The 26,637-nt window shown below is 68.3% G+C and carries 24 protein-coding genes; 16 read left to right on the top strand and 8 right to left on the bottom strand.

From position 1 onward, the window contains the following. Positions 1-17: 17 nt before the first annotated feature. The 3 genes from P8934_RS13585 to P8934_RS13575 form a co-directional block, all read right to left on the bottom strand. The gene (locus P8934_RS13585) at positions 18-1,871 is read right to left on the bottom strand and encodes an ABC transporter ATP-binding protein (protein ID WP_278031522.1); all 1,854 of its coding nucleotides are present in this window, start codon (positions 1,869-1,871) and stop codon (positions 18-20) included. A gap of 123 nt (positions 1,872-1,994) precedes the next feature. After that, entirely contained in the window at positions 1,995-3,728 is a 1,734-nt protein-coding gene (locus P8934_RS13580) for a peptidoglycan DD-metalloendopeptidase family protein (RefSeq protein WP_278031521.1), read from the bottom strand. A 237-nt stretch (positions 3,729-3,965) separates the two neighbouring features. Beyond that, a complete protein-coding gene (locus P8934_RS13575) occupies positions 3,966-4,814 on the bottom strand; it encodes a pirin family protein (protein WP_278031520.1) in 849 nt (282 codons plus the stop codon). Positions 4,815-4,912: 98 nt separating this feature from the next. Between P8934_RS13575 and P8934_RS13570 the strand changes: the two genes are divergently transcribed. Both P8934_RS13570 and P8934_RS13565 read left to right on the top strand, forming a co-directional pair. Next, a complete protein-coding gene (locus P8934_RS13570) occupies positions 4,913-5,827 on the top strand; it encodes a LysR family transcriptional regulator (protein ID WP_278031519.1) in 915 nt (304 codons plus the stop codon). Positions 5,828-5,927: 100 nt separating this feature from the next. Further along, entirely contained in the window at positions 5,928-6,932 is a 1,005-nt protein-coding gene (locus P8934_RS13565) for a glutathione S-transferase family protein (RefSeq protein WP_278031518.1), read from the top strand. A 161-nt stretch (positions 6,933-7,093) separates the two neighbouring features. Here the strand turns inward: P8934_RS13565 and P8934_RS13560 are convergent, their stop codons facing one another. Beyond that, positions 7,094-7,549, bottom strand: a complete 456-nt coding sequence (locus tag P8934_RS13560; protein ID WP_278031517.1) for a YaiI/YqxD family protein — start codon at positions 7,547-7,549, stop codon at positions 7,094-7,096. Positions 7,550-7,970: 421 nt separating this feature from the next. Between P8934_RS13560 and P8934_RS13555 the strand changes: the two genes are divergently transcribed. Together P8934_RS13555 and P8934_RS13550 are read left to right on the top strand one after the other, a co-directional pair. Then, a complete protein-coding gene (locus P8934_RS13555) occupies positions 7,971-9,671 on the top strand; it encodes a DEAD/DEAH box helicase (protein ID WP_278031516.1) in 1,701 nt (566 codons plus the stop codon). A 116-nt stretch (positions 9,672-9,787) separates the two neighbouring features. Continuing rightward, positions 9,788-10,771: a DMT family transporter gene (locus P8934_RS13550; RefSeq protein WP_278031515.1), complete on the top strand. Its 984-nt coding sequence runs from the start codon at positions 9,788-9,790 to the stop codon at positions 10,769-10,771. A gap of 95 nt (positions 10,772-10,866) precedes the next feature. On the opposite strand, the gene P8934_RS13545 is transcribed toward P8934_RS13550, so the two are convergent. Together P8934_RS13545 and argE are read right to left on the bottom strand one after the other, a co-directional pair. Then, positions 10,867-11,607 (bottom strand): glutamine amidotransferase, encoded by a 741-nt coding sequence (locus P8934_RS13545; protein WP_278031514.1) that lies wholly within the window; start codon positions 11,605-11,607, stop codon positions 10,867-10,869. 37 nt (positions 11,608-11,644) lie between these two features. Next, positions 11,645-12,799 carry an acetylornithine deacetylase gene (gene argE / locus P8934_RS13540; RefSeq protein WP_278031513.1) on the bottom strand — a complete coding sequence of 385 codons (1,155 nt, stop codon included), beginning with the start codon at positions 12,797-12,799 and terminating at the stop codon, positions 11,645-11,647. A gap of 116 nt (positions 12,800-12,915) precedes the next feature. On the opposite strand from argE, the gene P8934_RS13535 reads away from it, so the two are divergent. The 5 genes from P8934_RS13535 to P8934_RS13515 all read left to right on the top strand — a co-directional run bounded on the left by P8934_RS13535 (position 12,916) and on the right by P8934_RS13515 (position 18,021). Further along, on the top strand, positions 12,916-13,653 hold the full coding sequence (locus P8934_RS13535) for a FadR/GntR family transcriptional regulator (RefSeq protein WP_278031512.1): 738 nt from the start codon (positions 12,916-12,918) through the stop codon (positions 13,651-13,653). Positions 13,654-13,811: 158 nt separating this feature from the next. Then, entirely contained in the window at positions 13,812-14,762 is a 951-nt protein-coding gene (locus P8934_RS13530) for a tripartite tricarboxylate transporter substrate binding protein (RefSeq protein WP_278031511.1), read from the top strand. An 89-nt stretch (positions 14,763-14,851) separates the two neighbouring features. Further along, complete coding sequence (locus P8934_RS13525) at positions 14,852-16,390, top strand: tripartite tricarboxylate transporter permease (protein WP_278031510.1); 1,539 nt, start codon at positions 14,852-14,854, stop codon at positions 16,388-16,390. Further along, the gene (locus P8934_RS13520) at positions 16,387-16,842 is read left to right on the top strand and encodes a tripartite tricarboxylate transporter TctB family protein (RefSeq protein WP_278031509.1); all 456 of its coding nucleotides are present in this window, start codon (positions 16,387-16,389) and stop codon (positions 16,840-16,842) included. The genes P8934_RS13525 and P8934_RS13520 overlap by 4 nt, the downstream gene beginning before the upstream one ends. 9 nt (positions 16,843-16,851) lie before the next feature. Beyond that, complete coding sequence (locus P8934_RS13515; RefSeq protein ID WP_278031508.1) at positions 16,852-18,021, top strand: mandelate racemase/muconate lactonizing enzyme family protein; 1,170 nt, start codon at positions 16,852-16,854, stop codon at positions 18,019-18,021. 138 nt (positions 18,022-18,159) lie between these two features. Here the strand turns inward: P8934_RS13515 and P8934_RS13510 are convergent, their stop codons facing one another. After that, entirely contained in the window at positions 18,160-19,089 is a 930-nt protein-coding gene (locus P8934_RS13510) for a homocysteine S-methyltransferase family protein (RefSeq protein ID WP_278031507.1), read from the bottom strand. 103 nt (positions 19,090-19,192) lie between these two features. Next, positions 19,193-19,771, bottom strand: coding sequence for an antibiotic biosynthesis monooxygenase (locus tag P8934_RS13505; protein WP_278031506.1), 579 nt, complete (start codon positions 19,769-19,771; stop codon positions 19,193-19,195). A 335-nt stretch (positions 19,772-20,106) separates the two neighbouring features. Between P8934_RS13505 and mntR the strand changes: the two genes are divergently transcribed. The 7 genes from mntR (at position 20,107) to P8934_RS13470 (ending at position 26,545) form a co-directional block, all read left to right on the top strand. Continuing rightward, entirely contained in the window at positions 20,107-20,553 is a 447-nt protein-coding gene (gene mntR, locus P8934_RS13500; protein ID WP_278031505.1) for a manganese-binding transcriptional regulator MntR, read from the top strand. A gap of 181 nt (positions 20,554-20,734) precedes the next feature. Continuing rightward, positions 20,735-21,709, top strand: a complete 975-nt coding sequence (locus tag P8934_RS13495; RefSeq protein WP_278031504.1) for a zinc ABC transporter substrate-binding protein — start codon at positions 20,735-20,737, stop codon at positions 21,707-21,709. Between the two features lie 69 nt (positions 21,710-21,778). Beyond that, positions 21,779-22,579 (top strand): metal ABC transporter ATP-binding protein, encoded by an 801-nt coding sequence (locus P8934_RS13490; protein WP_278031503.1) that lies wholly within the window; start codon positions 21,779-21,781, stop codon positions 22,577-22,579. Continuing rightward, on the top strand, positions 22,576-23,721 hold the full coding sequence (locus P8934_RS13485) for a metal ABC transporter permease (RefSeq protein WP_278031502.1): 1,146 nt from the start codon (positions 22,576-22,578) through the stop codon (positions 23,719-23,721). Before P8934_RS13490 ends, P8934_RS13485 begins: the two co-directional genes overlap by 4 nt. Beyond that, a complete protein-coding gene (locus P8934_RS13480) occupies positions 23,721-24,860 on the top strand; it encodes a metal ABC transporter permease (protein WP_278031501.1) in 1,140 nt (379 codons plus the stop codon). Before P8934_RS13485 ends, P8934_RS13480 begins: the two co-directional genes overlap by 1 nt. A gap of 137 nt (positions 24,861-24,997) precedes the next feature. Beyond that, complete coding sequence (locus P8934_RS13475) at positions 24,998-26,011, top strand: nuclease-related domain-containing protein (RefSeq protein ID WP_278031500.1); 1,014 nt, start codon at positions 24,998-25,000, stop codon at positions 26,009-26,011. 114 nt (positions 26,012-26,125) lie between these two features. Further along, positions 26,126-26,545, top strand: coding sequence for an STAS/SEC14 domain-containing protein (locus P8934_RS13470; protein ID WP_278031499.1), 420 nt, complete (start codon positions 26,126-26,128; stop codon positions 26,543-26,545). The last annotated feature ends 92 nt before the right edge of the window (positions 26,546-26,637 follow it).

The following is a 26,637-nucleotide window of genomic DNA, read 5'->3' as shown; positions in this document are numbered from 1 at the left end:
TTGGCCCCATGACCGGCTCAGCGGTAGCCCCGGGCCTGGAGCCGGAACAGCCGGGCATAGCGGCCGTTGGCGGCCATCAGGTGTTCATGGTCGCCCTGCTCGAGGATCTCGCCGCCGTCGATCACCAGGATCCAGTCGGCGGCGCGCACCGTCGAGAAGCGGTGCGAGATCAGGATGGTCATGCGATCGCGGCTGTGCTCGCGGAAGTCGGCATAGACGGCCGCCTCGGCCGCGGCGTCCATGGCCGCCGTCGGCTCGTCGAGCACCAGGATGTCGGCGCCCTCGCGCATGTAGGCCCGGGAGAGGGCGATCTTCTGCCACTGGCCCCCCGAGAGCTCCTGGCCGCCCTTGAACCAGCGCCCCAACTGGGTGTGGTAGCCGCCGGGCATCCCGGCGATGAACTCGTCGGCCAGGCCGCGGCGGGCGGCCGCCTGCCAGCGGGCCTCGTCGGTGAAGGCGGCGACGTCCCCGGCCCCGAGGTTCTCGCCCACCTTCATCTGGTAGCGCACGAAGTCCTGGAAGATCACCCCGATGCGCCGGCGCAGCGCTTGGACCTCCCAGTCGCGCAGGTCACTGCCATCGAGCAGGATGCGCCCTTCGGTGGGCTCGTAGAGGCGGGTCAACAGCTTGATCAGGGTGGTCTTGCCCGAGCCGTTGGCCCCCACCAGGGCGAGGCTCCCGCCCGGGCGCAGGTGCAGCGAGATGCGCGAGAGGGCCGGCGACTCGGCCCCGGGATAGGTGAAGCCCACGTCCTTGAAGCGGATGCCTTCGCCGGGGCGCGCTCCCGCGGTCAGGGTTCCGCGCTCGGCGGGTACCGGCTGTTCCAGGTACTCGTAGAGGTTCGAGAGGTAGAGGTTGTCCTCGTACATGCCGCCGATCGCCGTGAGGCTCGCCGAGAGCGCCGCCTGGCCCTGCTTGAAGACCATCAGGTACATGGTCATCTCGCCCAGGGTCAGTCGCCCGGTGACGGTCTCCGCCACCACCCAGGCGTAGGCGGCGTAGAAGGCCAGGGTGCCCAGCAGCCCGAGCAGGAAGCCCCAGGTCTCTCGGCGCAGCGTCAGGCGACGATCCTCGTCGTAGAGGGTCTCGAAGATGCTCCGGTAGCGCTCCAGCAGCAGCGGCTCCAGGCCGAACAGCTTGACCTCCTTGATGCTGTCCTCCCGGGCCAGCACCGTCTCCAGGTACATCTGCATGCGGGTCTGTGGCGAGCGCCAGCGGAACAGCCGGAAGGCATCGCCGGAGAACTTGGCCTCCGAGACGAACACCGGCAGGGCGCCGATCACCAGCACGAGCAGCGCCCAGGGCGAGAATTGCACCAGCAGCACGCCGAAACTGGCCAGCGAGATGGCGTTCTGGGCGAGGCCAAAGGTCTTGTTGACCAGGCCCAGGGGGCGCGTCGAGGCCTCGCGGCGGGCCCGGGTCAGCTTGTCATAGAACTCGGAGTCCTCGAACTGCTCGAGGGAGAGGGTGCCGGCCTTCTCGAGGATCATCACGTTGACCTTCTGGCCGAGCAGGGCGCGCAGCAGCGACTGCTGGGCCGATAGGCCGCGCTGGGCCATGGCGATGATGGCGATCACCCCCGCCTCGGCCAGCACGTAGCGCAGCACCCCCCACCAGTCGACTTCACCGGTCTCGGCATGGTGGGCCATGGCCGCCACCACCGAGTCGACGATCAGCTGGCCGAGCCAGGCCGCCACCGCGGGCAGTACGCCGGCGACCAGGGTGCAGAGCGCCAGCCCCAGGGTAAGGGGGCGGGAGGTCTGCCAGACCAGCGCCAGGGCACGGTGGCTGTAGCGGAAGACGCCGAGGAAGCTGGCCAGGCGACGCTCGGGCGGCGCGGCTGGCCGGGGGTGGGCATGGGGTGAGGACACGCCGAGGCTCTCCGATCCTTGGGGGCGCCAGTGTACCCCGGGCGTCCCGCCGGCAGTAGGCGCCCCCCCGAACGACCGCGCCCCGCTCGAGGGCGGGGCGCGGAAAGGTGGTGGCGGCGGGGCTTAGCCCTCGTCGTCGGTCGCGTCCACCTCGCCGGTGCTGGCGACCACGGTGCCGGTCTCGCCGCTCTGCAGGGCGGCCAGCACGGGTTCTGCCTGGCGCTGGAAGGCGACCAGCCGCTCGCCCTGGAGGCTCTGGTTCTCGGGCAGCGCCACCTTCATGGCATTCACCTGGCTGTTGTTGACCAGGACCTCGTAGTGCAAGTGAGGGCCGGTGCTGCGCCCGGTGTTGCCGGACAGCGCAATGCGCTCGCCCATGGCGACGCGCTGGCCATTGCTGACCAGCGGCTTGGAGAGGTGCAGGTAGCGGGTCTTGTAGCCGTTGTCGTGGCGGATCACCACGTAGCGGCCGGCCGCCGGATGGTTGCCGACCTTCTCCACGCGGCCATTGGCGGGGGCCTGGACGGCGCTGCCGATCGGCATGGCGAAGTCGGTGCCCTTGTGGGGGCTGATGCGGCCGGTGACCGGGTGCTTGCGGCGCGGGTTGAAGTGCGAGCTGAGCCGGTAGCGACCCTCGAAGGGGTAGCGGTTGAAGGCCGGGTCGAGGCTCTTGCCGTCCGGGGTGTAGAAGCGGTTGTCCTCCGGGTTGCGCACCAGGGTGAGGTCCATGCGCTCGCCTTGGTACTGTACCGCCAGCACCCGCGGGTCGAGGCTCTCGCCGTCGATGATGTCGGACTCCACGAGCACCTGAAAGCGATCGCCGCGACGGGTGTCGCGGCGGAAGTCGAGTTTCTTTTCCAGGACCCGGGAAAGTTCCGAGACCTCGGCGCTGGTCAGGCCGGTGGCCTTGGCCGAGCGTGCGAAGCTGCCGCTGATGCTGCCGGCGAAGAGGCGCTGGGTGGCCTCGCCGGCGCGTTCGATGGTGGCGACCTCGAAGCCGTCATCCTGGCGCTCGACCAGAAAGCCGTCCCGGGCGTTCTTCATCAGGCGCAGGGAGAGCAGGCGCCCTTCCTCGTCGAGCTGGTACTCGAAGCGGTTGCCCTGCCGCCAGTGGGTCAGGAGCCGCGGCTCGGGCAGGCGCTCCAGCAGGTTCATCACCTCGCTGTAGCCCATGCCGAGATGGTTCTGCGCCATGATCGCGAAGGTGTCGCCCGCCTGGACTTCGTAGGTGTTCCACTCCGGCACGTAGGGCTCGTTGGCGGCGATCTCCTCCTCCAGCTGGATCGGGCCCTCGTCGAAGAGTGCCAGCTCGTCCTCGGAGACCTCCTCGTAGGAGGTGGCATCGGCAACCAGCGCGCCGTCATGATCGAGCATGCCGCCAGCGATGGTCCCGATGACCACCGCCATGTGCAGGGCGCCATCATCGAGACCGTCGCCGCCGTCCGCCAGCAGCCCGCTATCGCCGCCCGCGGTCTCCTCATGCCGGGCGGGCAGGGCAAGGGTCTCGGGAATCTCGCGTTCGGCACGACTGGCCTTGGCCGAGGTGACGAGGTCGATATCGACGATCTCCGAGGCGGTGAGCTCGGAGAGCGGGACATGGCCGCGAGTGGCGTCGAGGGCTCGGGTGGCCATCTCGATGGCGTCGGCGAACGGGGTTCGCTCCGTGCGCAGCGAAGGCAGGCCGGGGCTGGCATCGGCATCGAGGGGAACGAGGACGGTGTCGAGCGTCTGGCTCTCACGCTGGACATCTTCGAAGGAGGTGACGATCTTCTGTGCGCCCAGCACGGTGACCATGGTGGCAACAGGTAACAGTAGCAGCTTGTGGGTGCGGGGCAGCGAATGGAGGATTCGCATCATGGGTAACGGGCCGTGACAGATGAAAAGGAAATAAAAAAATGGCATCTGAACCATACCCCATGATGTATGGGATGCCTAGTCTGTACGGGCATACAGGAGCGGCCTACCATCCGCCCCCACGTGGCGAGGAGGTATCGGAGCAGGGGCGCGAACGCTGTTTGTTAAGTGGACATTGGACACGCCGGACCGGGGAATTTCAACCCCGGCCCGGGTGAGATGTCATTCAGTGGGTGTCGATCAGCCGGTGAGGGTGCCGTCGCGGTAGTCCCCGAGCGCCTGCTCAAGCTCTTCGTGTGCGTTCATCACGAAGGGGCCGTAATGGGCAATCGGCTCGCCATGAGGTTCCCCGGCCAGCAGCAGGGCTTCGGCGCCTTCTCGGCTGGTCAGTGCGAGCCGCTCGCCGCTGCCGAGGCGGGCGAGCCGGCCCTGGGCCACCGGGGTGCCGGCGATCTCGAGGCTGCCCTTGAAAACGTATACCAGCAGTGTGCTGGCCTCGGCGGCTAGCCTGAGCTCGCCCCCGGTCGCCAGCCGGGCATGAGCCACCGCGCCCTGGCCGGCCAGGGCCTCCAGGGGGCCCGTGACGCTCTCGCCGGCGGTGTCCTGCCAGCGCCCGCCCAGGGCGACGAGACTGGCGTCCTGGCCGCTCAGCGTCGGCATCTCTGCGCCGCGCACGTCGCGGTAGGTGGCCGGGCTCAGCTTGTCCCGGGCCGCCAGGTTCAGCCACAGCTGGAAGGCGTGGAGGCCCTGCTGGTCGGTCAGCGGCATCTCCGAGTGGATGATGCCGCGGCCGGTGTGCATCCACTGGGCATCGCCGGCCCGGATGGTGCTCGAGTGGCCCATGTGGTCCTCATGGGTCAGCCCGCCGTGGATCACGTAGGTCAGGGTCTGGATGCCGCGGTGGGGGTGGGGCGGGAAGCCGCCGATATAGTCATCCGGCCGGTCGGAACCCAGCTCGTCGAGCATCAGGAAGGGGTCGAGCCCTCCACCGAAGTCGTGGATGCGCTGGATCCTGACGCCGTCACCGTCCTGGCTCGGCTGGCTGTTCACTATCCGGTCGACCTGTCGGGTAGACGGGGTGGGGGCCATGGGGTGTCTCCGGTCTTGTAAGGTTTGACTGGCATTTTAGGTCGGATTTTTCGAAAATTAAGCGCAACGTTTTGCTCTATTGATTCGAGGAATTCGAAATGTCCCGTGTCACCCTGGCCCAATGGCAGATGCTGGCGGCCGTGGTCGACCATGGCGGCTTTGCCCGTGCCGCCGAGGCGATCCACAAGAGCCCCTCGACCCTGAACCACGCCGTGCACAAGCTCGAGGAACAGCTCGGGGTGGCGGTGATGGAGCCGGTGGGCCGGCAGGTGCGTCTTACCGAGGCCGGTGAGCTGCTGCTGCGCCGCGCCCGTCAGCTGCTCGAGAATGCCGCCTCGCTGGAGGATGTGGCGAATCGCCTGGCCGAAGGGCTCGAGGCGGAGGTGGTGCTCGCCGTCGACCAGATCTTTCCTCCCGACGCCCTGGCCCGGGCGCTGGAGGTCTTCTCGGCGTCCTACCCCCATGTGCGCGTGCAGCTCCATGAGACGGTGCTCAACGGCGGCATCGAGATGCTCTATGACGGCAGCGCCGACCTGGTGGTCTCGGGCATCTCGGCCCAGGGCTTCCTGGGCGAGCCGCTGGTCAGGGTGCACTTCGTGGCCGTGGCCCATCCCGATCACCCGCTGCACCGCCTGGGGCGCCCGCTCGACCTGCGCGACCTCGAGCAGCACCGGCAGCTGGTGGTGCGCGACTCCGCCCTGCGCCAGTCCATGGATGCCGGCTGGCTCAAGGCGGAGCAGCGCTGGACGGTGAGCCACCTGCAGACCTCCATCGACATGCTCGAGCGCGGCCTGGGTTTCGCCTGGGTTCCCGAGACCCGCCTGCGCCAGGCGCTGGCCGAGGGGCGCCTCGCGCGGTTGCCGCTGGCCGCCGGGGGTAGCCGCGAGTATCCGGTGCAGCTGATCCACCGCGACCGGGACCGGGCAGGACCGGCGACCCACGCCCTGGCCGAGGCCCTGAAGGCGGCGGTGGCGGCCTGCGCGCCGGAGCAACCATTCGAAGCCGTCGAATGATGAGGCGCAAAACCTGCGCTTGAGCGTCGACGGTTTCGCCTTATGCTGGGGGCATCCTCGTTATCGAGCACTCGCTCACCGGCATTCAAGGAGATGACCCATGGGGCTTCTGATCGACGGCACCTGGCATGACCAGTGGTATGACACCGGCAAGCACGGCGGCGAATTCGTGCGTGAATCCGCCAAGCTGCGCGACTGGATCACCCCGGATGGCAGCCCGGGGCCCGACGGCCAGCCGGGCCTGGCCGCCGAGGCGGGCCGCTACCACCTCTATGTGTCGCTGGCCTGTCCCTGGGCGCATCGCGTGCTGATCATGCGCCGGCTCAAGGGGCTCGAGGCGTCCATCGGGGTCTCCCACGTCAGCCCGCTGATGCTGGATCAGGGCTGGACCTATCGCGAGGACGAGGGCTCGAGCGGAGACCCGGTCAACGGCGTGGACTTCCACCACCAGCTCTACACCCTGACCGATCCCCATTACACGGGACGCGTCACCGTGCCGGCGCTCTGGGACAAGTCCTCGGGGCGCATCGTCAACAACGAGTCCGCGGACCTGCTGAGGATGCTCAACGGTGCCTTCGACGGGCTGACCGGCAACCACCTGGACCTCTATCCCGAGGACTTGCGCGAGACCATCGATGACGTCAACGCCGACGTCTACGACCACATCAACAATGGCGTCTACAAGTCCGGCTTCGCCACCGAGCAGGCGGTCTACGAGAAGCATGTGGTGGCGCTCTTCGAGGCGCTCGACCGCATGGAGGCTCGCCTGGCGGAGCACCGCTACCTGGCCGGCGAGTGGTTCACCGAGGCCGACATTCGGCTGTTCACTACCCTGATACGCTTCGATGCCGTCTATCACGGCCACTTCAAGTGCAACCTGAGGCGCATTGAGGACTACCCGAACCTCGCCAACTACGTGCGCGAGCTCTACCAGTGGCCAGCCATTGCCGAGACTGTGGACTTCGACCAGATCAAGCGCCACTACTACGCCAGCCACGCCACCATCAATCCGACCGGCATCGTGCCCTACGGCCCGCTGCTCGAGCTGGACCGGCCGCATGACCGCGAGCGTCTGCCGGGCAAGGGGATCCGGGAAAAGGGGTAAGCTGCAAGCGCCGAGCACCGAGCGCCGAGCGCCAAGGTCCAAGGGCGGTCCTCAGCGCACGCCAATCGCTTTGCGAGCAAAGCTCCTACGACAACCTGTCCAGAGGCTCCGCACCCTTTAGGAGCGCTGCTTGCAGCGCGATCCGCCGCGAAGCGGCGGCCTCAATGTCGGGAATTCTTTGCCAACCACCGATCCAGCGCATTGGCGAACTCCCGGCGGTCGGCATCGGAGTAGCCGCTGGGGCCGCCGGTATGCTGGCCGCTGGCTCTTAAGGTCTCCATGAAATCCCTCATCTGCACCCGGGCGCGGATATTGTTGGCATCCAGCGACTCGCCGCGGGTAGTCATCACCCTGGCGCCGCGCTCGATGGCCTCCAGGGCCAGCGGCAGGTCCGAGGTGATCAGCAGGTCGCCCGACTGGAGGCGCTCGACGATCTCGTTGTCCGCGGCATCGAAGCCCTGGCTCACTGCCAGGCCCTTGACCCATCGCGAGGGCGGCAGCGGCACCGCATGGTTGGCCACGAACCAGGTCGGCGTGGCGGTACGTTCGGCGGCGCGCACGATGATCTCGCGCGCCACCCTGGGGCAGGCATCGGCATCGACCCACAGATTCGGCATGCAGCACTCCCGGTGGGGTAGGGGCCTCGAAAAGGCTGGTCAGTAGCAGTCGACGATGGTAGCATGCGCGCTCCTCGCATGTGTTGACCCCACCATCATGACGACGCCACGCTGCCCCAGGCAGGTGGGCGCCGAAACGCCGGGCCCAGTGACAAGCACTGACCCACACGCGTTCGAATTGTGTAGATGGAGCGCCGCCGAGATCACGCCACCCGGGCGAGATCGGCGCAAACGGTCGCCACAGCGGTTCACCGGCCATCCCCGATGGCGTGGATCGAATGCCAGGTGCGACCGGCGTCCCCGACTCCGATTTCCTCATCTGACGCTCCGTTGGACGGAACCCAGATGCCTGAGCGTATTGCACGCGTCAGGGACGCCACTGAATTTCTGCCGGCCCCGTCGGCCTACCAAGGTGTGATTAATGACCTCGACTTCTGTCGCCTCGCCGAGCTTCGGCGATCTGGCCCTGCTGCCCGCCGTGCTCTCTGCCGTGGAATCCCAGGGCTACGAGACCCCGTCACCGATCCAGGCGCAGACCATCCCTGCGCTGCTGGAAGGACGTGACATGCTGGGCCAGGCCCAGACCGGCACCGGCAAGACCGCTGCCTTCGCCCTGCCGCTGCTGTCTCGCCTCGAGCTGACCCGCCGCGAGCCCCAGGTGCTGGTGCTGGCGCCGACCCGTGAGCTGGCCCAGCAGGTGGCCGTCTCCTTCAGCAAGTACGGCCAGAATCTCAAGGGCCTGGAAGTCGCGACCCTGTGCGGCGGCCAGGAGTACCGCGAGCAGCTCTCCGCGCTGCGCCGTGGCGCCCAGGTGGTGGTGGGGACCCCGGGCCGGGTCATCGATCACCTGGATCGCGGCAGCCTCAAGCTCGACGGCCTCTCCGCCCTGGTGCTCGACGAGGCCGACGAGATGCTGCGCATGGGCTTCATCGACGACGTCAAGCGCGTGGTGGCCGACACCCCGAAGGACGCCCAGCGGGTGTTCTTCTCCGCCACCCTGCCGGCCGAGATCGAGCGTATCGTCAACCGCTACCTGGTCGACCCGGTCAAGGTGGCCATCGAGTCCAAGGTCGGGACCGCCGCCAGCATCGAACAGCGCATGGTGCGGGTCGACGGTGGCGCCAAGCAGGAGGCGCTGGCGCGCATCCTCGAGGTCGAGCCGGTCGACGGGGCCATCGTCTTCGTGCGCACCCGTGCCGCCTGCACCACCCTGATGGAGCAGCTCTCCGCCCGTGGCATGAACGTCGCCAGCCTCTCCGGTGACCTGGACCAGAGCCTGCGCGAGCGCACCATCACGCGCCTCAAGCGTGGCAAGATCGACATACTGATCGCCACCGACGTGGCCGCCCGCGGCCTGGATGTGTCGCGCCTGACCCACATCATCAACTACGACCTGCCCCAGGACGCCGAGGCCTATACCCACCGCATCGGCCGTACCGGTCGTGCCGGGCGCACCGGCATCGCCATCACCTTCGTCGGCTTCCGCGAGGGTCGCAAGGTGGGCTGGCTTGAGCAGGCTACCGGCCAGAAGATGACCGAGATGGCCGTGCCCGACGAGGCCGCCATCCGCGCCCATCGTGATGAGATCTTCCACCAGCGCGTGGTCGCCGCCCTGACCGCCGGTGCCGACGAGCAGCGTGCCCTGGTCGAGCGGATGATCGAGGAGGGACATGATCCCATCGAGCTGGCCTGTGCCTTCGCGCGCATGGCGCGTGCCGACGAGGCCCCGATCGGTCGCCTGCAGGCACCGCGTGCCGAGCGCAATGATCGCAACCCGCGCGATGCCAAGCCGAAGCGTCGCGACAGCACGCCGCGCGAGGGCATGACCCGCTATCGCGTCGCCGTGGGCCACCAGGATGGCGTCAAGCCCGGCCAGCTGGTCGGGGCACTCGCCAACGAGGGCGGCATCGAGGGCAGCCGCATCGGCCGCATCGACATCCGCACCGCCTTCTCGGTGGTCGAACTGCCGAGCTCGCTGCCGGAGAGTATCCTGAGCAAGATGGCCCGCGCCCGCGTCGCCGGTCGCCCGCTGGAGATCAGCGAGGACAAGGGTGCGCCCGAGCGTGCCCCGCGTCGTCGCCAGGACGGTGACGCGCCGATTCGCCGCCGCACCAGCGCCTGAGCCAACGGTAGCCGCCCGCCGGGCGGTTCCCCGCTGCCTCATCGACAGGCCGGAGCTTGCTCCGGCCTGTCGTCGTTGGTGCTCCTGACACCTCCGCCATGAAAGGAGGATCCCCCATGTGGAAGCGGCTGCCGTTTCGGCTGCGCGGCTACCTGATCACCATGACCGGCGTGCTGCTGCTCTCGCCGGATGCGCTGCTGGTCAAGGACACCTCGGTGGACGTGGCCACCTTCATGTTCTGGCGCGGGCTGATGCTTGGCCTGGTGCTGTTGCTGATTGCCGCCGCGCGCTACCGCCAGCGCCTGGGCCAGGCGGTGCGTGCCTGCGGCCCGGCCGCGCTGTGGTGTCCGTTGGCGTTCGCTGCGAGCGCCTGGGCCTTCGTCGGGGCCACCCGCCTGACCTCGGCGGGCAACGTGCTGGTGATGATCAACCTGGCACCGCTGGTGGCGGGGCTGATCGGCATGCTGTTCTTCGGCCAGCGGCTGCGGCGCCAGACCTGGGTGGTGATCGCTATATGCGTCACCGGGGCCAGCCTGATGGCTGCCGGGGAGGTGGGGCAGGGGAGCCTGCTGGGCCTGGCGGTGGCGCTGATCATTCCGGTGTCCATCGCGGTCAATACCACGGTGGCCAGTGCCCAGCGCGGCAGTCGTCAGCGCGGTGTCGACACCACCGTGGTGCTGCCGCTGGGCTGCCTGGCGATGCTGGTGCCCGCCGCACTGTTGGGCGGCGTCCAGTTGCCCGGGGGCGAGGACATGCAGCGCCTGGCGCTGATGGGGCTGCTACTGCCGCTCGCCTATTTCCTGATCCAGACCGGTGCTCGCTATCTGCCCGGCGCCGAGGTCAGCCTGGTGATGCTGGTCGAGACCCTGGCGGGTACCTTGCTGGTGTGGTGGTGGGTCGGTGAGGTACCGGCCACCCTGGCGTTCGTGGGCGGAGGCATGATCGTCGCCGCCATGCTGGTCAGCAGCCTGCGTGACCTCTACCGCCAGCGCCGCAAGGCCGCCGAGGGGGCTCCGGACACCCGGCGCCTGCGCGACGTTGCCGCCGAGCGCAGCATCGAGCGAGGCGATCCTGCACCGCCGGTGGGCGAGCGCCACTGACGAGCGCGCGATGGACACGCGACAGCGCCCCGCCGTGTTTCTCCGGCGGGGCGCTGTCGTGTCTGGCGGGGGAAGGTGTCCTCCCGGGCCTGGGGTCAGGCGCGCTCGAGCCTCGTGTCAGCGGATACGAGCTCGGCGAAGCGCAACAGCAGGCCGGTCGCCTCCGGCGTGGCGGTCACCTCGGCGATCAGGCGTTCCGGCGCCTCACCTTGGTCCTGCAGGGCCTGCCGCTGGTGGGCGAGATAGGCGCGCATCACCGCCGGGGTGAACTCGGGATGGAACTGCACGCTCCACTGGCGGGGGCCATGGCGCAGCGCCTGGTGCGGGTCGTGGTCGTTGGCGGCCAGCACGCAGGCCTCGGGCGGTGCCGCGAGGACCGTCTGGGCGTGGCTCAGGTGGGCGCGGAACCGGGTCGGCAGGCCGCCCAGCAGCGGATCCCGGCGACCGGCCTCGGTCAGGGTGACCTCCCGGGTGCCGGACTCCCGGCCGGCGGGATGGAGGTCGCTGGTGCCACCGAAGGCCGCGGCCATCAGCTGATGGCCGTAGCAGACGCCGAGCATGGCGATGTCGCGGGCACGCGCCTCCACCAGCCACGGCTTGAGCGCCTCGCTCCAGGGCTCGGCGTGGCTGACCATGGCATGGGAGCCGGTGATCAGCAGGCCGTCGATGTCATCCAGCGGCGGCAGGGCCGCGGCGCGTGGGGCATCGAGGACCGCCACCTGGATGTCGGCCGGCGCTGTTGCGAGGGCGCGCCGGAAGAGGGTCTCGAAGTCGCCGTGGTCGCGGGCCACGTCGGCAAAGCTGTCTCCGGTCTTGACGATCAGCAGGCGGGGCATGGGGGCTCCAGGCAGCGATGGACAGGGAGCCGGCATTCTACTTTCGTTGCAGCCGCTCGCCCAGTGCCGCCATGAAGGCCGCGCCCGCCTCGAGCTGCTCGATGTCGATATACTCGTCGGGCTGGTGGGCCTGGCCGATGCTCCCCGGCCCGCAGATCACCGTGGGCAGTCCCTCGCGCTGGAACTGCCCGGCCTCGGTGGCATAGGCCACGGCACCGGCGGGGCGCTCGTCGAGCAGGTCGCGGCACAGGGCGAGCACCTCGGCGTTGTTGTCGTCGGCGAGTGCCGGCACCGTGGTGTTCAGCGCCTCGGTGACGATGGCGGCGTCCGGCGCACGCTTTCGCATCTCGGCCTCCAGCCCGGCCGCGGTATCGTTCACGCGCGCGAGCAGCTCCTCGAAGCGATCCGAGGGAAGGTGGCGGATCTCCCACTCGAAGCTGCACTCCCGGGCCATGATGTTGATGGCCGTGCCGCCGGCGATCTTGCCGACGTGCAGGCTCGAGTGCACCACGTTGAAGGCCTCGTCCACGCGCCCCTCGGCCCTGAGTTCGGCCATCACGTCCTCGATGCGCGTCACCAGGCGGGCGGCCGCGTGGATTGCCGAGACCCCCTGGTTCACCTGGCTGGAGTGGGCGGCACGGCCGGTCACGGTGGTGCGCAGGTTGGTCGCCCCCTTGTGGGCCACCACCGGGTGCATCATGGTCGGCTCCCCGACGATCACCGCCGCGGGGCGAGGGTGGTCGGCCAGCAGCCGCTCGATCATCCGCGGGGCGCCGATGCAGCCCACCTCCTCGTCGTAGGAGAACGCCAGCCAGATGGGCGTCGCCAGTGCCTGCTCCACCCAGCGGGGGACCTCCGCCAGGGCGCAGGCGATGAAACCCTTCATGTCGCAGGTGCCGCGGCCATAGAGCCGACCGTCGCCCTTGTCGACCAGGGTGAAGGGGGCGGTGGACCAGGGCTGTCCGTCCACCGGCACCACATCGGTATGGCCGGAGAGCACCACGCCGCCGGCCACGGCGGGGCCGATGCGCGCCAGCAGGTTGGCCTTGCGGCCGTCGTCGCTCTCCACCCGCCAGTGCGCCACGCCGTGGTCGTCGAGCCAACCCTCGACCCACTCGATCAGGGCCAGGTTGGAGTCCCGCGAGACGGTGGCGAAGCCCACCAGGCGGTCGAGTATCTCGGCGGCGGTCATGATCAGGCTCCCGGGTAGCTAGTGTTGGCCAAGCCTAACACGGCTGGTCGGCCGGCTGGACGCTCCTCAGCGGGCGAGGGGTGGCTTATGCTGTGGGAAAGCCGCAGGGGACGACCATGGATTCACGGGTGGAGAAACGCGCCTCCGACGAGGCGCTGAGCGGCGAGCCAGGCCGCAAGGGAGAAAAGCTCAGCGATCGCGTCTACGGCGACATCATCGATCGCATCATCAACCGCGACTTCGCGGAGGGCGAGCGCCTCCCCTCGGAGGAGCAGCTGGCGAACCGCTACGGCGTGTCCCGCCCGATCGTGCGCGAGGCCCTGGCCCGGCTGCGGGACGATGGCCTGGTGCGCTCGCATCGCGGCTCCGGCAGTTTCGTCCAGCGTCGCCCCGATCGTGCCATGCTGGAGTTCGCCCCGCTGGAGAGCCTGGCGGACATCCAGCGCTGCTTCGAGTTCCGGATTGCCGTCGAGTCCGAGGCCGCCCGCCTGGCGGCGCTCAAGGCCACACGCGAGGACCGGGCGGCGCTCACGCGGGCGCTGGCGCTGCTCGAGCAGCGCATCCGCGACAACGCCCTGGGGGTGGATGCCGACTTCGGCTTCCACCTTGCCATCGCCCGGGCCACCCACAACCGCTTCTTCTCCGACACCCTGCTCTCGCTCGAAGCGGCGATCACCTATGGCCAGAACCTGGCACGCGGGCTGGGCCTCAGGCGCCCGGAGCACCATGTCCCGGAGGTCCAGCAGGAGCATCGCGACATCCACGACAGCATCCTGGCCGGCGACGACGAGCGGGCCGACCGGTGCATGCAGCGGCATTTGCGCAATTCACGGCGGCGGGTGTTCGAGGGGTGACAATCTTGACAACTTTTACAACTCGGCTAGCTTCAGGACAGGCCATCAGCGACGGGTGTTGAGACGCTGGGGCCCGGTAGCCGGGCGAGACAACACGCACAACGATACGACTCGGCTGCCAGGAGACGATCACGACACAACAACGTCTGGAGCATGCCATGAAGTTCACGTACAAGAAGCTGGTGCTCGCCATGACGGCCGTCGCCGCCGTGGGGCTGGCCGGCGCCGCCCATGCCGAATACCCGGAAGAGGACATCACCTACATCATCCCCTTCGATCCGGGTGGTGAATCGGACGTCACGGCCCGCTTCCAGGAGCCGATACTGGAAGAGGAACTGGGCGTCTCGGTGAACGTGACCCACCGGCCGGGCGGCGGCGGGGCCGTGGCCTGGAGTGAGTTCCAGAACAGCGCCGAGCCGGATGGCTACGAGATCATCGGCGTCAACATCCCGCATATCATCGGCCAGCCGATCCAGCGCAACAACGCGGGCTACGAGACCGACAACTGGCGGATCGTCACCTTTTTCCACTCCACGCCCAACGCCCTGATCGTGCACAACGACAGTCCCTACGACACCCTCGAGGACCTCGTCGAGGACGCCAAGGAGAACCCCGAGGCGATCACCCTGGGCGGCAGCGGTACCTACAGCGCCAACCACCTCGACATGCTGCGCTTCGAGAAGGAAGCCGGCATCGACCTGACCTACATTCCCTTCTCCGGCACCGGTCCACTCAAGGGGGCGCTGGAGGGCGGCCATGTCGCCGGCATCTTCAACTACACCATGCTTGGCACCGAGATGGCCGACAGCGTCAAGGTACTGGCGGTGGCCTCGGAGGAGCGCGTCAAGGCGCTGCCCGATGCGCCCACCTTCAAGGAGCAGGGCTATGACATCGTCGGCGGCGCCTATCGCGGCGTGGCGGTGCCCAAGGGGACCCCGGACGAGGTGGTCGAGACTCTCGAGGAGGCCTTCGCCGAGGCCAATCGCCAGATTGCCGAGAAGCAGGAGCCGCTTGGCTTCGTGATGGAAGACATCACCGGTGACGAGATCGACGAGGTGATCGGCATGCTCCGCGACGCCTACGGCCCGATCCTCGAGGACGCCGAGTAACCCTTCCTCCTGTGCCGCGGGGGCCACTGGCCCCCTTCCTCTCCAGTCAAAACGGGGCCATGCGCGCATGGCCCCAGGTGGAGTGATGCATGGACATGCTCCTCGAGGCGCTGGCCTCCCTGTTGACCTTCGAGAGCGTCATCACCGTGCTGGTGGGCGTATCGGCGGGCCTCTTCATCGGGGCGATGCCCGGACTCACGGCCACCATGGCACTGGCGGTGCTGCTGCCCTTCACCTTCTCCATGGAGGCCCTGCAGGGACTGATGGCCCTGGGCGGCGTCTACATGGGCTCCATCTACGGCGGCGCCTTCACGGCCATCCTGATCAACACCCCTGGCACTCCCTCGTCGATCGCCACCACCTTCGACGGCTATCCCATGGCCCGCCAGGGCCGGGCCTATGAAGCCATTGCCGCGGCGACCATCGCCTCGGTGGCTGGGGGGATCGTCGGGGTCATCTTCCTGCTGGTGCTGGCGCCCCCGCTGGCGCGGTGGGCCGTGGCCTTCGGGCCGTCGGAGATGTTCTGGGTGGCGATGCTGGGGCTGACCCTGGTCGCGAGCCTCTCCAGCGACTCCCTGCTCAAGGGGTTGCTGGGCGGCTGCATCGGGATCCTGCTGAGCACCATCGGCGTGTCGCCCGTGGGTGGCGAGTCCCGCTTCATCTTCGGCTATCCGCCCCTGCAGGGCGGCATCGAGCTGATCGTGGCGCTGATCGGCCTGTTCGTGATTCCCGAGCTGCTGACCATGGCCGCCGAGGGGCGGGGGGCGCTGCCCGGGCAGACGGAGCTGCGCAAGAAGGAAGTCTCCATCTTGAGCATCGCCCGGCGTATCTTCGGCAAGCCGGTCAACCTGATCCGCTCCTGCCTGATCGGCCAGATCATCGCCATCATTCCCGGTGCCGGCGGCAACGTCACCAGCCTGGTGGCCTACAACGAGGCCCGGCGCTTCTCCAAGGACCCCAGGAGTTTCGGCAAGGGTAACGTCGACGGCGTGGTGGCCTCGGAGTCGAGCAACAACGTGATGGTGGCAGGCAGCATGGTGCCGCTGCTGACCCTGGGCATTCCCGGCGCGCCGCCGGATGCCATCATCCTCGGCGTGCTGCTGATGCACGGCCTGCGCCCGGGACTCGACCTGTTCACCGAGTCCGGAGTGCTGACCAACGGCTTCATCCTCTCCATGGGGATGGCGGCCTTGCTGCTGCTGCCGGTCGGGCTGCTCGGCGGACGGCTGATCCACCGCGTGGTGATCCGCACGCCCTATTATTTCCTGGTGCCGAGCATCGCCATGGTGACCATCCTCGGGACCTTTGCCCTGCGCAACAGCCTGCTGGATGTCGGCATCATGCTGATCCTGGGCACCGCCGGCTACTTCCTGCGCCTGATCGGCATCCAGCCCGCGCCCATCGTGCTGGGCCTGATCCTCGGCGGGATCGCCGAGGAGGGCTACGTGCAGACCCTGATGGCGGCAGTCGTCGATCCCATCCCCTGGCTGAGGTTGCTGCACAATCCGCTTTCCATGGTGCTCGCCGGCATGGTGCTGCTGGGGGCCGCGACCACGCTGGTGCCCATGTGGCTGGCGCGCAAGGGGCTGCTGGACAGGGTCGACGAGGACGACGGGAGGTCGCCATGATCCTGCGCCTCAACACCGATATCGCCGCGGGCACCGTCGGCCTGGTGTTCGCCGCTGTGCTCTGGCTGCCCCGCGAGGAGATCGGCCGGCTGAGCATCATCTTCCCCCGGGCCATCCTGGTGCTGCTGTGCCTGATCGCGGTCGCGCTGATCGTCAAGGGTGTGATCCGCCCCGGCGGTCGCGAGGTCGAGATCACCGGCAGCCCCCGGCGGTTGTTCACCGTGATCGCCGGGTTCTTCCTCTGGTGGGGGCTGGTCGAGGTGCTGGGGTTCCTCGTGACCACGCTGATCGCCTTCTTCGCCCTCACCTGGTACCTGGCCCGGGTCGAGACACGGGTGACCTGGCAGCGCCTGCTGAGATGGACCCCGGTGATCCTGGGGCTGGTCATCGTCTTCTATCTGACCTTCAAGGAAGTGCTCAATGTACGCCTGCCGACGGGCCTGCTGTTCTAGGAGTCATCCATGAGAATCACCGATATCCGCGAGGCCCGCGTGTCGATCGCCTCGGACATCGCCAACGCCTATATCTCGTTTGCCACCATGGACGTCTCCATCCTGGCCCTCTATACCGATGCGCGGGTCGATGGCCGCCAGGTGGTGGGCTACGGCTTCAATTCCAACGGCCGCTACGCCCAGAGCGGGCTGCTGCGCGAGCGCTTCCTGCCGCGCCTGGGCGACGCTGAGCCGGGCGCGCTGCTCGACGACAGCGGCCACAACCTGGACCCCTTCAAGGTCTGGTCGGTGCTGATGGCCAACGAGAAGCCGGGAGGGCACGGCGAGCGCAGCGTGGCGGTGGGCATCATCGACATGGCGATCTGGGACATCGTTGCCAAGGTCGAGGACGTGCCCCTGGCGCAGCTGCTGGCCGAGCGCCACGGCGACGGCCAGCCCGACGAGCGCGTCGCCGTCTATGCGGCGGGCGGCTACTACCATCCGGGCAAGCAGATCCAGGGCCTGCAGGACGAGATGCGCGACTACCTCGACCTGGGCTACACCTGCACCAAGATGAAGATTGGCGCCGTGCCGCTGGCCGAGGATCTCGAGCGGGTCGAGGCTGCCATCGACATCGTGGGAGACGCGGGGCGCCTGGCGGTGGACGCCAATGGCCGCTTCGACCTGCGCACCGCGCTGGCCTTCGCCGATGGTCTGGCCCCCTATGGCGTGCGCTGGTACGAGGAGGCCGGCGACCCCCTGGACTACGCCCTCCAGCAGCAGCTGAGTGAGCACTATGCGCCGCCCACCGCCACCGGCGAGAACCTCTTCTCCCATCAGGACGTGCACAACCTGCTGCGCTACGGCGGCATGCGTCCCGACCGCGACATCCTGCAGATGGACCCGGTGCTCGGCTATGGCCTGGTGGAGTACCTGCGCATGCTCGAGGTGCTGCGCGCCCACGGCTGGTCTTCGCGGCAGTGCATCCCCCATGGCGGCCACCAGTTCGCCCTCAACATCGCCGCCGGCCTCAAGCTGGGCGGCAACGAGTCCTATCCGCGGGTCTTCGCCCCCTTCGGTGGCTTCGCCGACTCCACGCCCATTGAGGAAGGACAGGTGGCCTTGCCGCAGGTACCGGGAATCGGCTTCGAGGACAAGCGCGAGCTGATGAAGGTGTTCGAGGGGCACCTGGGGCGTTGAGGTTTGGTCATGCCTTGTTCCATTGGCGGCCAGGATGCGCCTGCGGGGACTGGTCGCCGCGTGCCGTGGTGCAGGCGAGACCCGGCGGCGAGGCTCCGTGACACCCGCACAGGGGCACTGGTGAGAGTCAGCGGACCCTCACGACTCCGCTGGTACCAACGAAGACACCACATGGTATCCCTGGGCGGTCAGGCGCTCGGCCAGGGCGGCGATATGCACCGGGCTGACCTCGCAGCAGCCGCCGACGATGGTCGCGCCCTGTTCGACCCAGCGACAGGCATGCTCGGCGTAGCCCGCGGGGTCCAGGTCCTCGCGGGTCTCCAGCGCCTCCACCGTGCCGCCGGGGGCGAGATCCGCCGCCGCCGTGAAGCCGTTGGCGTAGCCGCCGAACGGCACGCCGAGATCGGCCAGCGCCGCCATGGCGGTGGTCACCGCCTCTGGCACCGAACAGTTGACCAGCACCGCCGCGGCGCCGGCCGCCACCACCGCCCGGGCGGCCTCGGCCAGCGGCTCGCCGGAGCGCAGGCGCGTGCCGTCGCTGTCGTCCACCGTGAAGGCGACCCACACCGGCACGCCGTGCTCCACCGCCGCGCGGGTCGCGGTCAGCGCCTCGCGGGTCAGCGTCATTGTCTCGCAGATGAAGAGGTCGACCCCCTCGGCCTGGGCCTGGACCAGCCGGCGATAGTCGCGCAGGCAGATGGCGTCGTCCGGCACGACCTCGGAGTGATAGCTCGCGACCAGCGGGGGCAGGCAGCCGGCGATGCGCACCGCCTGGCCGCTCTGCTCGCGGGCCTGGCGGGCGGCATCCAGCGCGGTGGCCTGCAGCGGCGCGAACAGGGCGGGATCGCCGTCGCGCGCCAGGCGCTGGGGCGTCGCGCTGTAGTTGTTGGTGGTGATGATCCGGGCGCCGGCGTCGATGAAGTCGCGGTGGACGTCGGTGACCAGCTGCGGTTCGTCCAGCATGACCTGCGCGGACCACAGCGGCGTGGCAGGGCGATCGCTGCGCCTCCTGAGCTCCTGTCCCATGCCCCCATCCAGCAGCACTATGCGGTGTTGTTCAGCGCTCATCGGGTCACTGTCCTTCTTCGGAATAGCTAGGGCGTCGCCCGTCTTGGGTCGGCAAGTGGACCCTAGCCGTTAATGACGAGCCGCTCAAGGAGCCACCGGGGCGTCATGCCCTGCGCTGGTGCAGGCGGCGGCGGAAAAGCGCCAAGGGGGTGAGCTCGCCGCGCAGCCACGGCCCCAGCAGGCGCATGGAGAGGGGGATGAACACGAACACCATCACCGGGGTGAGCATCAGGGTGGCGATCAGCACGCGCGGCAGCAGCGGCAGGGGCGCGAGCACCTCGCCGAACAGCGCCTGGAACACCAGCGAGATCGGGAAGAAGGCCAGCCAGATGGCGATCGCCTGCTTCCAGCGCGGCGGCGCCTGGCCGGTGGCGTCCTGGAACCAGCCCTCCAGGCCGCTGGCGCGGTGCTCGTGGGGCGCCTCGAAGAGCCCCTCGCCGCGGGCCAGCCAGGCCCGGCGCGAGGCGGAGTGCTCCCAGGCGGCCAGGGTGTCGGCGTCGCGGAAGCGGAAGATGATCTGGTACTCGTCCTCGCCGGGCGGCGGGGCCAGCACGCCGGAGCCCAGGTAGCCGGTAAAGTCGCAGGCGAGCTCGCGGCCCTCTTCGAGCCAGGTGCTGAAGTCCTGGTAGCGGCCGCGGGCCACGCGGCGCGCCACCATCAGGGTCACCGGATCGGATGACATCGGGTTTCTCCTCGTTCGTTCGGTTCCCGGGTAGGGCGCCGTGATCACTCGGGCCGGGTAGGCCCTCGTGATGTGATAAGCAAGGAGTATACCAGTTGGCGGTCATCTCATAGTGATACAGCCTGCAAGTCAGGCCTGTATGTGGCATTTTGCTCTGCCTTTATGGCCGAGCATGGCGAGCCGAGCGGGTTCTGTGTCTCGAGCGGGCGTGCCGAGGTGCCGTCGGCAGTACTGCGCGCCGCCAAAATTGCATTCCTGCTGTCGCAAGGCATCATGAGGGAACCAAGCCCCCACGCTTCTCCTTCCAGCCTTTTATCAATTCAGGTCAGGATCCGATGACATCAGCGCTTAAGCCCCGCCATGGGCGACTCATCGAGCCGGATAGCCACGTTCAGGGCTTTCGCAAGGCGCGCGATGCACGGCGTACCGAGCTGGCGGAGGACTACGTCGAGCTGATCTCGGACCTGATCGCCGACAGCGGCGAGGCCCGGCAGATCGATATCGCGCGTCGCCTCGGCGTCGCCCAGCCCACCGTGGCCAAGATGCTCAAGCGCCTGGCGGAGGAGGGGCTGATCGTCAAGCGGCCCTACCGGGGGATCTCCATGACCGAGGCGGGGGAGCGCCTCGCCGCCGAGAGCCGGCGGCGCCATCGCCTCGTCGAGGCCTGCCTGCGCAAGCTGGGGGTCAGCGCCGAGACCGCCCGCCTCGATGCCGAGGGCATCGAGCACCACGTCAGCGGCGAGACCCTCGCGGCCTTCGAGCGCTTTCTCGACGACGGCTGAACGACCTCGATGCCGCGTCGGGCGGGCCGCCGCCGCCGAGCCACACCGATCGACCCACGTCGGGACGCCATCACTAGAGACCTTCGAGAACGCTGTATGCGCGGGAGCACTCCCGCGTTACCCTGTCGTATAGCAAAGGCTATACTTGACCGCATTTGGCCACGTTAATGGGGAAAGGCAGATGACACGCTGGAAGAGGATGCTGGGCCTGCTGGTGCCGCTGGCGCTGAGCGGCCAGACGATGGCGGCCGAGCCGCCGGTGACCACCGTGACCACCATCGGCATGATCGCCGACGTGGCAAGCGAAGTGGGCGGTGAGTGCGCCGACGTCTCGGCGATCATGGGGCCAGGGGTCGACCCCCACCTCTACCAGGCGAGCGCCCGGGACGTGGAGACCCTGCAACAGGCCGAGCAGATCTTCTACTCCGGCTACTCCCTGGAGGGCCAGCTCGGCAACGTGCTGGAACGCTTCGCCGAGATCACCCCCACCGTGGCGGTGGCGCCGTCCTCCATCGACACGGGAAGCCTGATCACCGTGCAGGACGTCTACGGCATCGACCCGCACCTGTGGATGGACGTCTCGCTCTGGTCGCGGATCATTCCGACCCTGGCCGACGCCTTCGCCGAGGCACGCCCCGACTGCGAGGCCGACATCCGCGACAACGCCGACGCCTACGCCAGCCAGCTCGAGGCGCTGCACGGCTGGATCGAGGCGAGCATCGCGACGATTCCCGAGGCGCAGCGTATCCTGGTCACCGCCCACGACGCCTTCAACTACTATGGCCGCGCCTACGGCATCGAGGTCGCCGGCATCCAGGGCATCAGCACCGAGACCGAGACCGGCGTGGCGGACATCCGCCGCATGACCCAGGTGGTGATCGAGCGTGAGGTGCCGGCCGTGTTCATCGAGAGCACCATCAACCCGCGCACCGTGCAGGCGGTGATCGACGCCGCCCGCGAGAAGGGCCACGAGGTCGAGATCGGCGGCCAGCTCTACTCCGATGCCATGGGCGAGGCGGGCACCGCCGGCGGCACCTACATCGGCATGCTCCACGCCAACACCCGGCACATCGTCGAGGCGCTCGGTGGCGAGCTGGCCGCGCTGCCCGAGGCCCTCGAAGGCTGGGCCGAGCGCTGGGAGATCCCGGCCAGCTGATCGCCTGCTGCCGACGAGCCCCTCGTCCTGACCGCCACCTTTAGAGCCGCCATCCCGCGGGAGAGCCCCATGTCGACCACGCTACACGAACCGGATCTGGCCCTGCACGTCGAGGACCTGACCGTCAGCTACCACAGCAAGCCGGTGCTGTGGGACATCGACTTCGACGTGCCGCCCGGGGTGATGGCCGCCATCGTCGGCCCCAACGGCGCCGGCAAGAGTACCCTGATCAAGAGCGTGCTGGGGCTGGTGCCCACGGTGGCGGGGCACGTCACCCTGCACGGGCGCCCCTACAAGGCACAGCGCCGCCGGGTCGGCTACGTGCCCCAGCGCTCCAGCGTCGACTGGGACTTCCCCACCACCGCGCTCGACGTCGTCACCATGGGGCTCTACGGCCGGCTGGGCTGGCTGCGCCGTCCCGGGCGCCGCGAGCGTGACGAGGCGATGGCGGCACTGGAGCTGGTGGGCATGGCCGACTTCGCCCGTCGCCAGATTAGCCAGCTTTCCGGCGGCCAGCAGCAGCGGGTGTTCCTGGCCCGCGCGCTGGTGCAGAAGGCCGACGTCTACTTCCTCGACGAGCCCATGGCCGGGGTCGACGCCACCACCGAGCGGGCCATCGTCGACATCCTTCGCCGCCTGCGCGACGAGGGCAAGACGGTGATCGTGGTGCATCACGACCTGCAGACGGTGCGCAGCTACTTCGACTGGCTGCTGATCCTCAACGTGCGGGTCATCGCCCAGGGGCCAGTCGCCGAAGTCTACACCGCCGACCACCTGCGCCAGGCCTACGGCGGCCAGATCGCCCTGCTCGACCAGGATACATTCCTCTCCGGGGAGGAGACCGTCGAGCCCGCGGAGCGGGTCGAATGAGCGTCGTCGAGCTGCTCTCCGACTACACCATCCAGAACGTCGTCGCCGGGGCGGCCCTGCTGGGCCTGGTCAGCGGTGTGCTCGGCACCTTCGCGGTGCTGCGTCAGCAAAGCCTGCTCGGCGACACCATGTCCCACGCGGCGCTGCCCGGAGTCTGCCTGGGCTTCATCATCGCCGGCACCCGGGAGATCGGCAGCATCCTGCTCGGGGCGCTGGCCACCGGCGCGCTGGCCGCCCTGGTGATGCTGCTGCTGACCCGCATGAGCCGTCTCAAGACCGACGCCGGTCTCGGCATCACCCTGAGCGTCTTCTTCGCCATGGGCGTGGTGCTGCTGACCCACATCCAGGGCATGAACAACGCCTCCCAAGGCGGGATCGACGCCTTCCTGTTCGGCCAGGCGGCGGCGACCCTGCGCTCCGACCTGTGGATCATGGGCGGCATTACCGCCGTGGCGCTGGCGCTGGTGGCGGCGCTGTGGAAGGAGTTCAAGCTGGTCTCCTTCGACCCCGAGTTCGCCACCTCCTTGGGCATGCCGGTGGCCTGGCTCGAGGTGCTGCTCACGGTGATGGTGGCGCTGGCCGTGGTGGTCGGGCTGCAGATGGTCGGGGTGGTGCTGATGGCGGCGATGATCATCGCCCCGGCGGTGGCCGCCCGCCAGTGGAGCCGCCGGCTTGAGGACATGGTGCTGTTGGCCGCGCTGATCGGCGTGGCCGGCGGGATCTTCGGCGCGCTGTTAAGCGCGCTCTCCCGCGGACTCGCCACCGGGCCGCTGATCATCCTGAGCGTCTCCGGCGTGGTGCTGGTGTCGCTGACCCTGGCGCCTGAGCGCGGTTTCCTGTGGGAGGCGATCCGGCGCCTGCGCGCCCGGCGCCGGCTGCGCCACCAGCAGGTGCTGACCACCCTCTACCGACTCGCCGTGCACCACGATGACCCGGTCTACCGCTCGGAGCAGGGCATGCTCGACACCTACCACGGCCTGCGCACCCGCGCCGTGCTGCGCCAGCTGATGCGCCGGGGCCTCGCCGAATGGCAGGCCTCGCCGCCCGGTGAGCCGGGCCCAGCCCGGCGCTGGGTGCTGACCCCGGCGGGCATCGCCGAGGCCGAGCGGGTACTGGAATCCCTCGGCCGGGAGGACGCCTGATGCTGACCGCCCTGCTCGACAACGTGGCCCTGCAGATCATGCTGGTGGGCGCCCTGGTGGGCATCGCCTCCACCCTGGTGGGCACCTTCCTGGTACTGCGCGGCACCAGCATGCTCTCCGACGCCATCGGCCACTCCATCGTCTTCGGCATCGTCATCGTCTGGCTGATCACCCATCAGCAGAGCGGCCCGGTGCAGATCCTCGGCGCCGCCCTGGCCGGCGTGCTCACGGTGTTTCTCACCGAGCTTCTGGTCAGCACCCGGCGCGTCAAGAAGGACGCCGCCATCGGCCTGGTCTTCCCGGTGCTGTTCTCGATCGGCGTGCTGCTGCTCAACCTCTACGCCCGGGACGTGCACATCGACACCCACACCGTGCTGCTCGGCGAGATCGGCTTCGTGTGGCTCGATACCGTGACCCTCGGCGACTACCGGGTGCCGCGCTCGCTGCTCTCCATGGGGGCCATGACGCTGCTCAACGCCGCCTTCGTGGTGCTGTTCTTCAAGGAGCTCAAACTCGCCACCTTCGACGAGGCGCTGGCCCGGGCGCTGGGGCTGGCACCGGGTCTGCTCTTCTACGGGCTGCTGCTGCTGACCAGTGGCACCGCCGTGGCGGCCTTCGACGCGGTGGGGGCGGTGCTTTTCGTTGCCTTCGTGATCGTGCCGCCCTCGACCGCCTACCTGCTCACCGACCGGCTGTGGCTGATGTTCCTCTATGGCATCGCCGTCTCCATTGCCTCGAGCGTCAGCGGCTACGCCCTGGCGGTGGCCTGGGACGTCTCGATCGGCGGCATGATGGCGGTGATGACCGGCGTCTTCCTGATGCTGGCCTTCCTCGCCGGGCCGCGCTACGGCGTGGTCGCCCAGCTGCTGCGCCGCCGCGGCCAGCGCCGCCACAACGAGATCCGCACCCTCGCCGTGCACCTCTACAATCACGAGGGGGGGCCGGAGCAGGGCGAGGAGAACGTCATCCGCGCCCTGCGCGACCACCTGCGCTGGGATGCCGCCAAGGCCGGCCGGGTAGTACAGCGCAGTAGCGACCAGCGGCTGATCGTGCGCGAGGGCGAGGCCCTGCGCCTCACTTCCCAGGGGCGCGAGATGGCCCGGGAGATTCTCGACCCCAGCGGCCGCCGATCCGCCTAGGCCCACTCGCCCTTCCTCCCTGCGACCATTTGCATGGCTGGCCCTCAGGCCGCTTTGGTGTCAGGCTGACCGGTAACGAAATGTTGCAACGCGTCAGCGATGGCCCGGCAACTGGGCCGACATGCAGGGACAAGCCCATGATCCTTAAGGAAAAGGATGCCTACCCCAGCGGGGAGGGCCGTGGCGGCGACGAGCGCGCCTACTACGGTCACAAGCAGGAGCAGGACGTCGCCTTCCAGCTGCGCCGAGAATTCGGCGAGCACAAGCAGATCCACGTCATCAACGACCTGCGCCTCGAGCACCGCGGCGAGCGGGCGCAGATCGACCACCTGATCCTCCACCCCTACGGCTTCATCATTGTCGAGTCCAAGAGCATTGTCGGCGAGGTCACGGTCAATGCCGCCGGCGAGTGGTCGCGCAGCTACCAGGGCAACTGGATGGGGATCCCGTCGCCGATCCGCCAGGGAGAGTTACAGAAGCAGCTCTTGCATCATTTGCTCAGAGATAACATCGAGAAAATGCTTGGCAAGGTGCTGGGTATACAGACCAAGGTAGGCGGGCGCGATTGGCAGGTGCTATGTGCCATTTCCAGTACGGCCATCCTGCATCGCGACAAGATGCCCAAGGATGTCGCCGATAGGGTGGTCAAGACAGAATTTCTAGCCAAGAAGGTTCGAGAGGTGGTGGGCAATATCCTCACGGAGTATCTGAAGGCCAAGCCCAAGTTTTCGAAACAAGAGCTCTCCAATATCGCCAGCTTCCTGCTCGAGCATACTGCCCAGGTGAGCATCGCCTCGGCGGGCAGCGATAGCCAAACCGCCACGCCAGAACCGGCCGCCCCCGTTGCCGAGTCTGCTCCACACTACTCGGCTTCACCGGCGCCGGAAAACGTTTCCTTCCAGACCGAGCCTACCGTTCAGGCCAAAAGCTTGGTGGCCTGCAAGCAGTGCGGCGAGGCCCATCAGCTCACCGGCATGTATGGCCAGTACGGCTTCTATGTGAAGTGTGGCCGCTGCAGCACCAATACCTCCATGAAGCAGCCATGCCCTGCCTGCGGCTGGAAGAGCGTTCTTGTGTCCAAGGGTGGCCGGGAATACACCGGAACCTGCCGGAAATGCCAACAAGTTTTTCTAATCTACTCGCAGGAATAGGTGTGCTCGCCTTATTCATGAGGCAGGCTGAACCGGCGCGGCTCAGGCGAGCCCATGCGGCTATGCTGAAGGCACTCAGGGCGTTCTCATCCTCCACGATCCAGGGAGATCACCATGTTGGAGTTCATCACCCACCCGGCGGATCACGTTGTGGCCATGAAGATCGGCGGCGTGGTCTCGGCCCGGGAGCTGCAGCAGGCCATCGACGCCATCGAGGCCGCCAAGCGCAATCATCCCCGCATCAGCCTGTTGGCCGAACTCGATGGCCTGCGCTGGATGACCCTGACGGCTCTGCTCAAGGACGTCGGCTACGGCCTGACCCAGCTCGGCGACCTCGAGCGCTACCATCGTGTCGCCGTGATCACCGACAAGGAGTGGATCAAGCACCTCGCCCATCTGGAGGATCACCTGTTCAAGGTGCTGGACATCCACACCTTTCCTCACCGGGAGTATGCCGGCGCCCTCTCGTGGGTCGGCAAGCTTCCCCGGGGTGAGCACGAGAACCCCGAGGAGGATGGCTACCACGGCGCGTGATGCCGAGAGTGGCCGTTGAGTCGCCAGCTCGGGGCCAGCCTGGCAAAGCGTCCCTAATTCAGCGAGGGACAATCTGAGAATTACAGTGATTC

The sequence above is a fragment of the Halomonas sp. CKK8 genome (assembly GCF_029625235.1).
GTDB classification, from domain to species: Bacteria; Pseudomonadota; Gammaproteobacteria; order Pseudomonadales; family Halomonadaceae; genus Halomonas; species Halomonas ventosae.
Note: the sequence above shows the minus strand (reverse complement) of the source record. Positions and strands in the feature narration are given on the sequence as shown.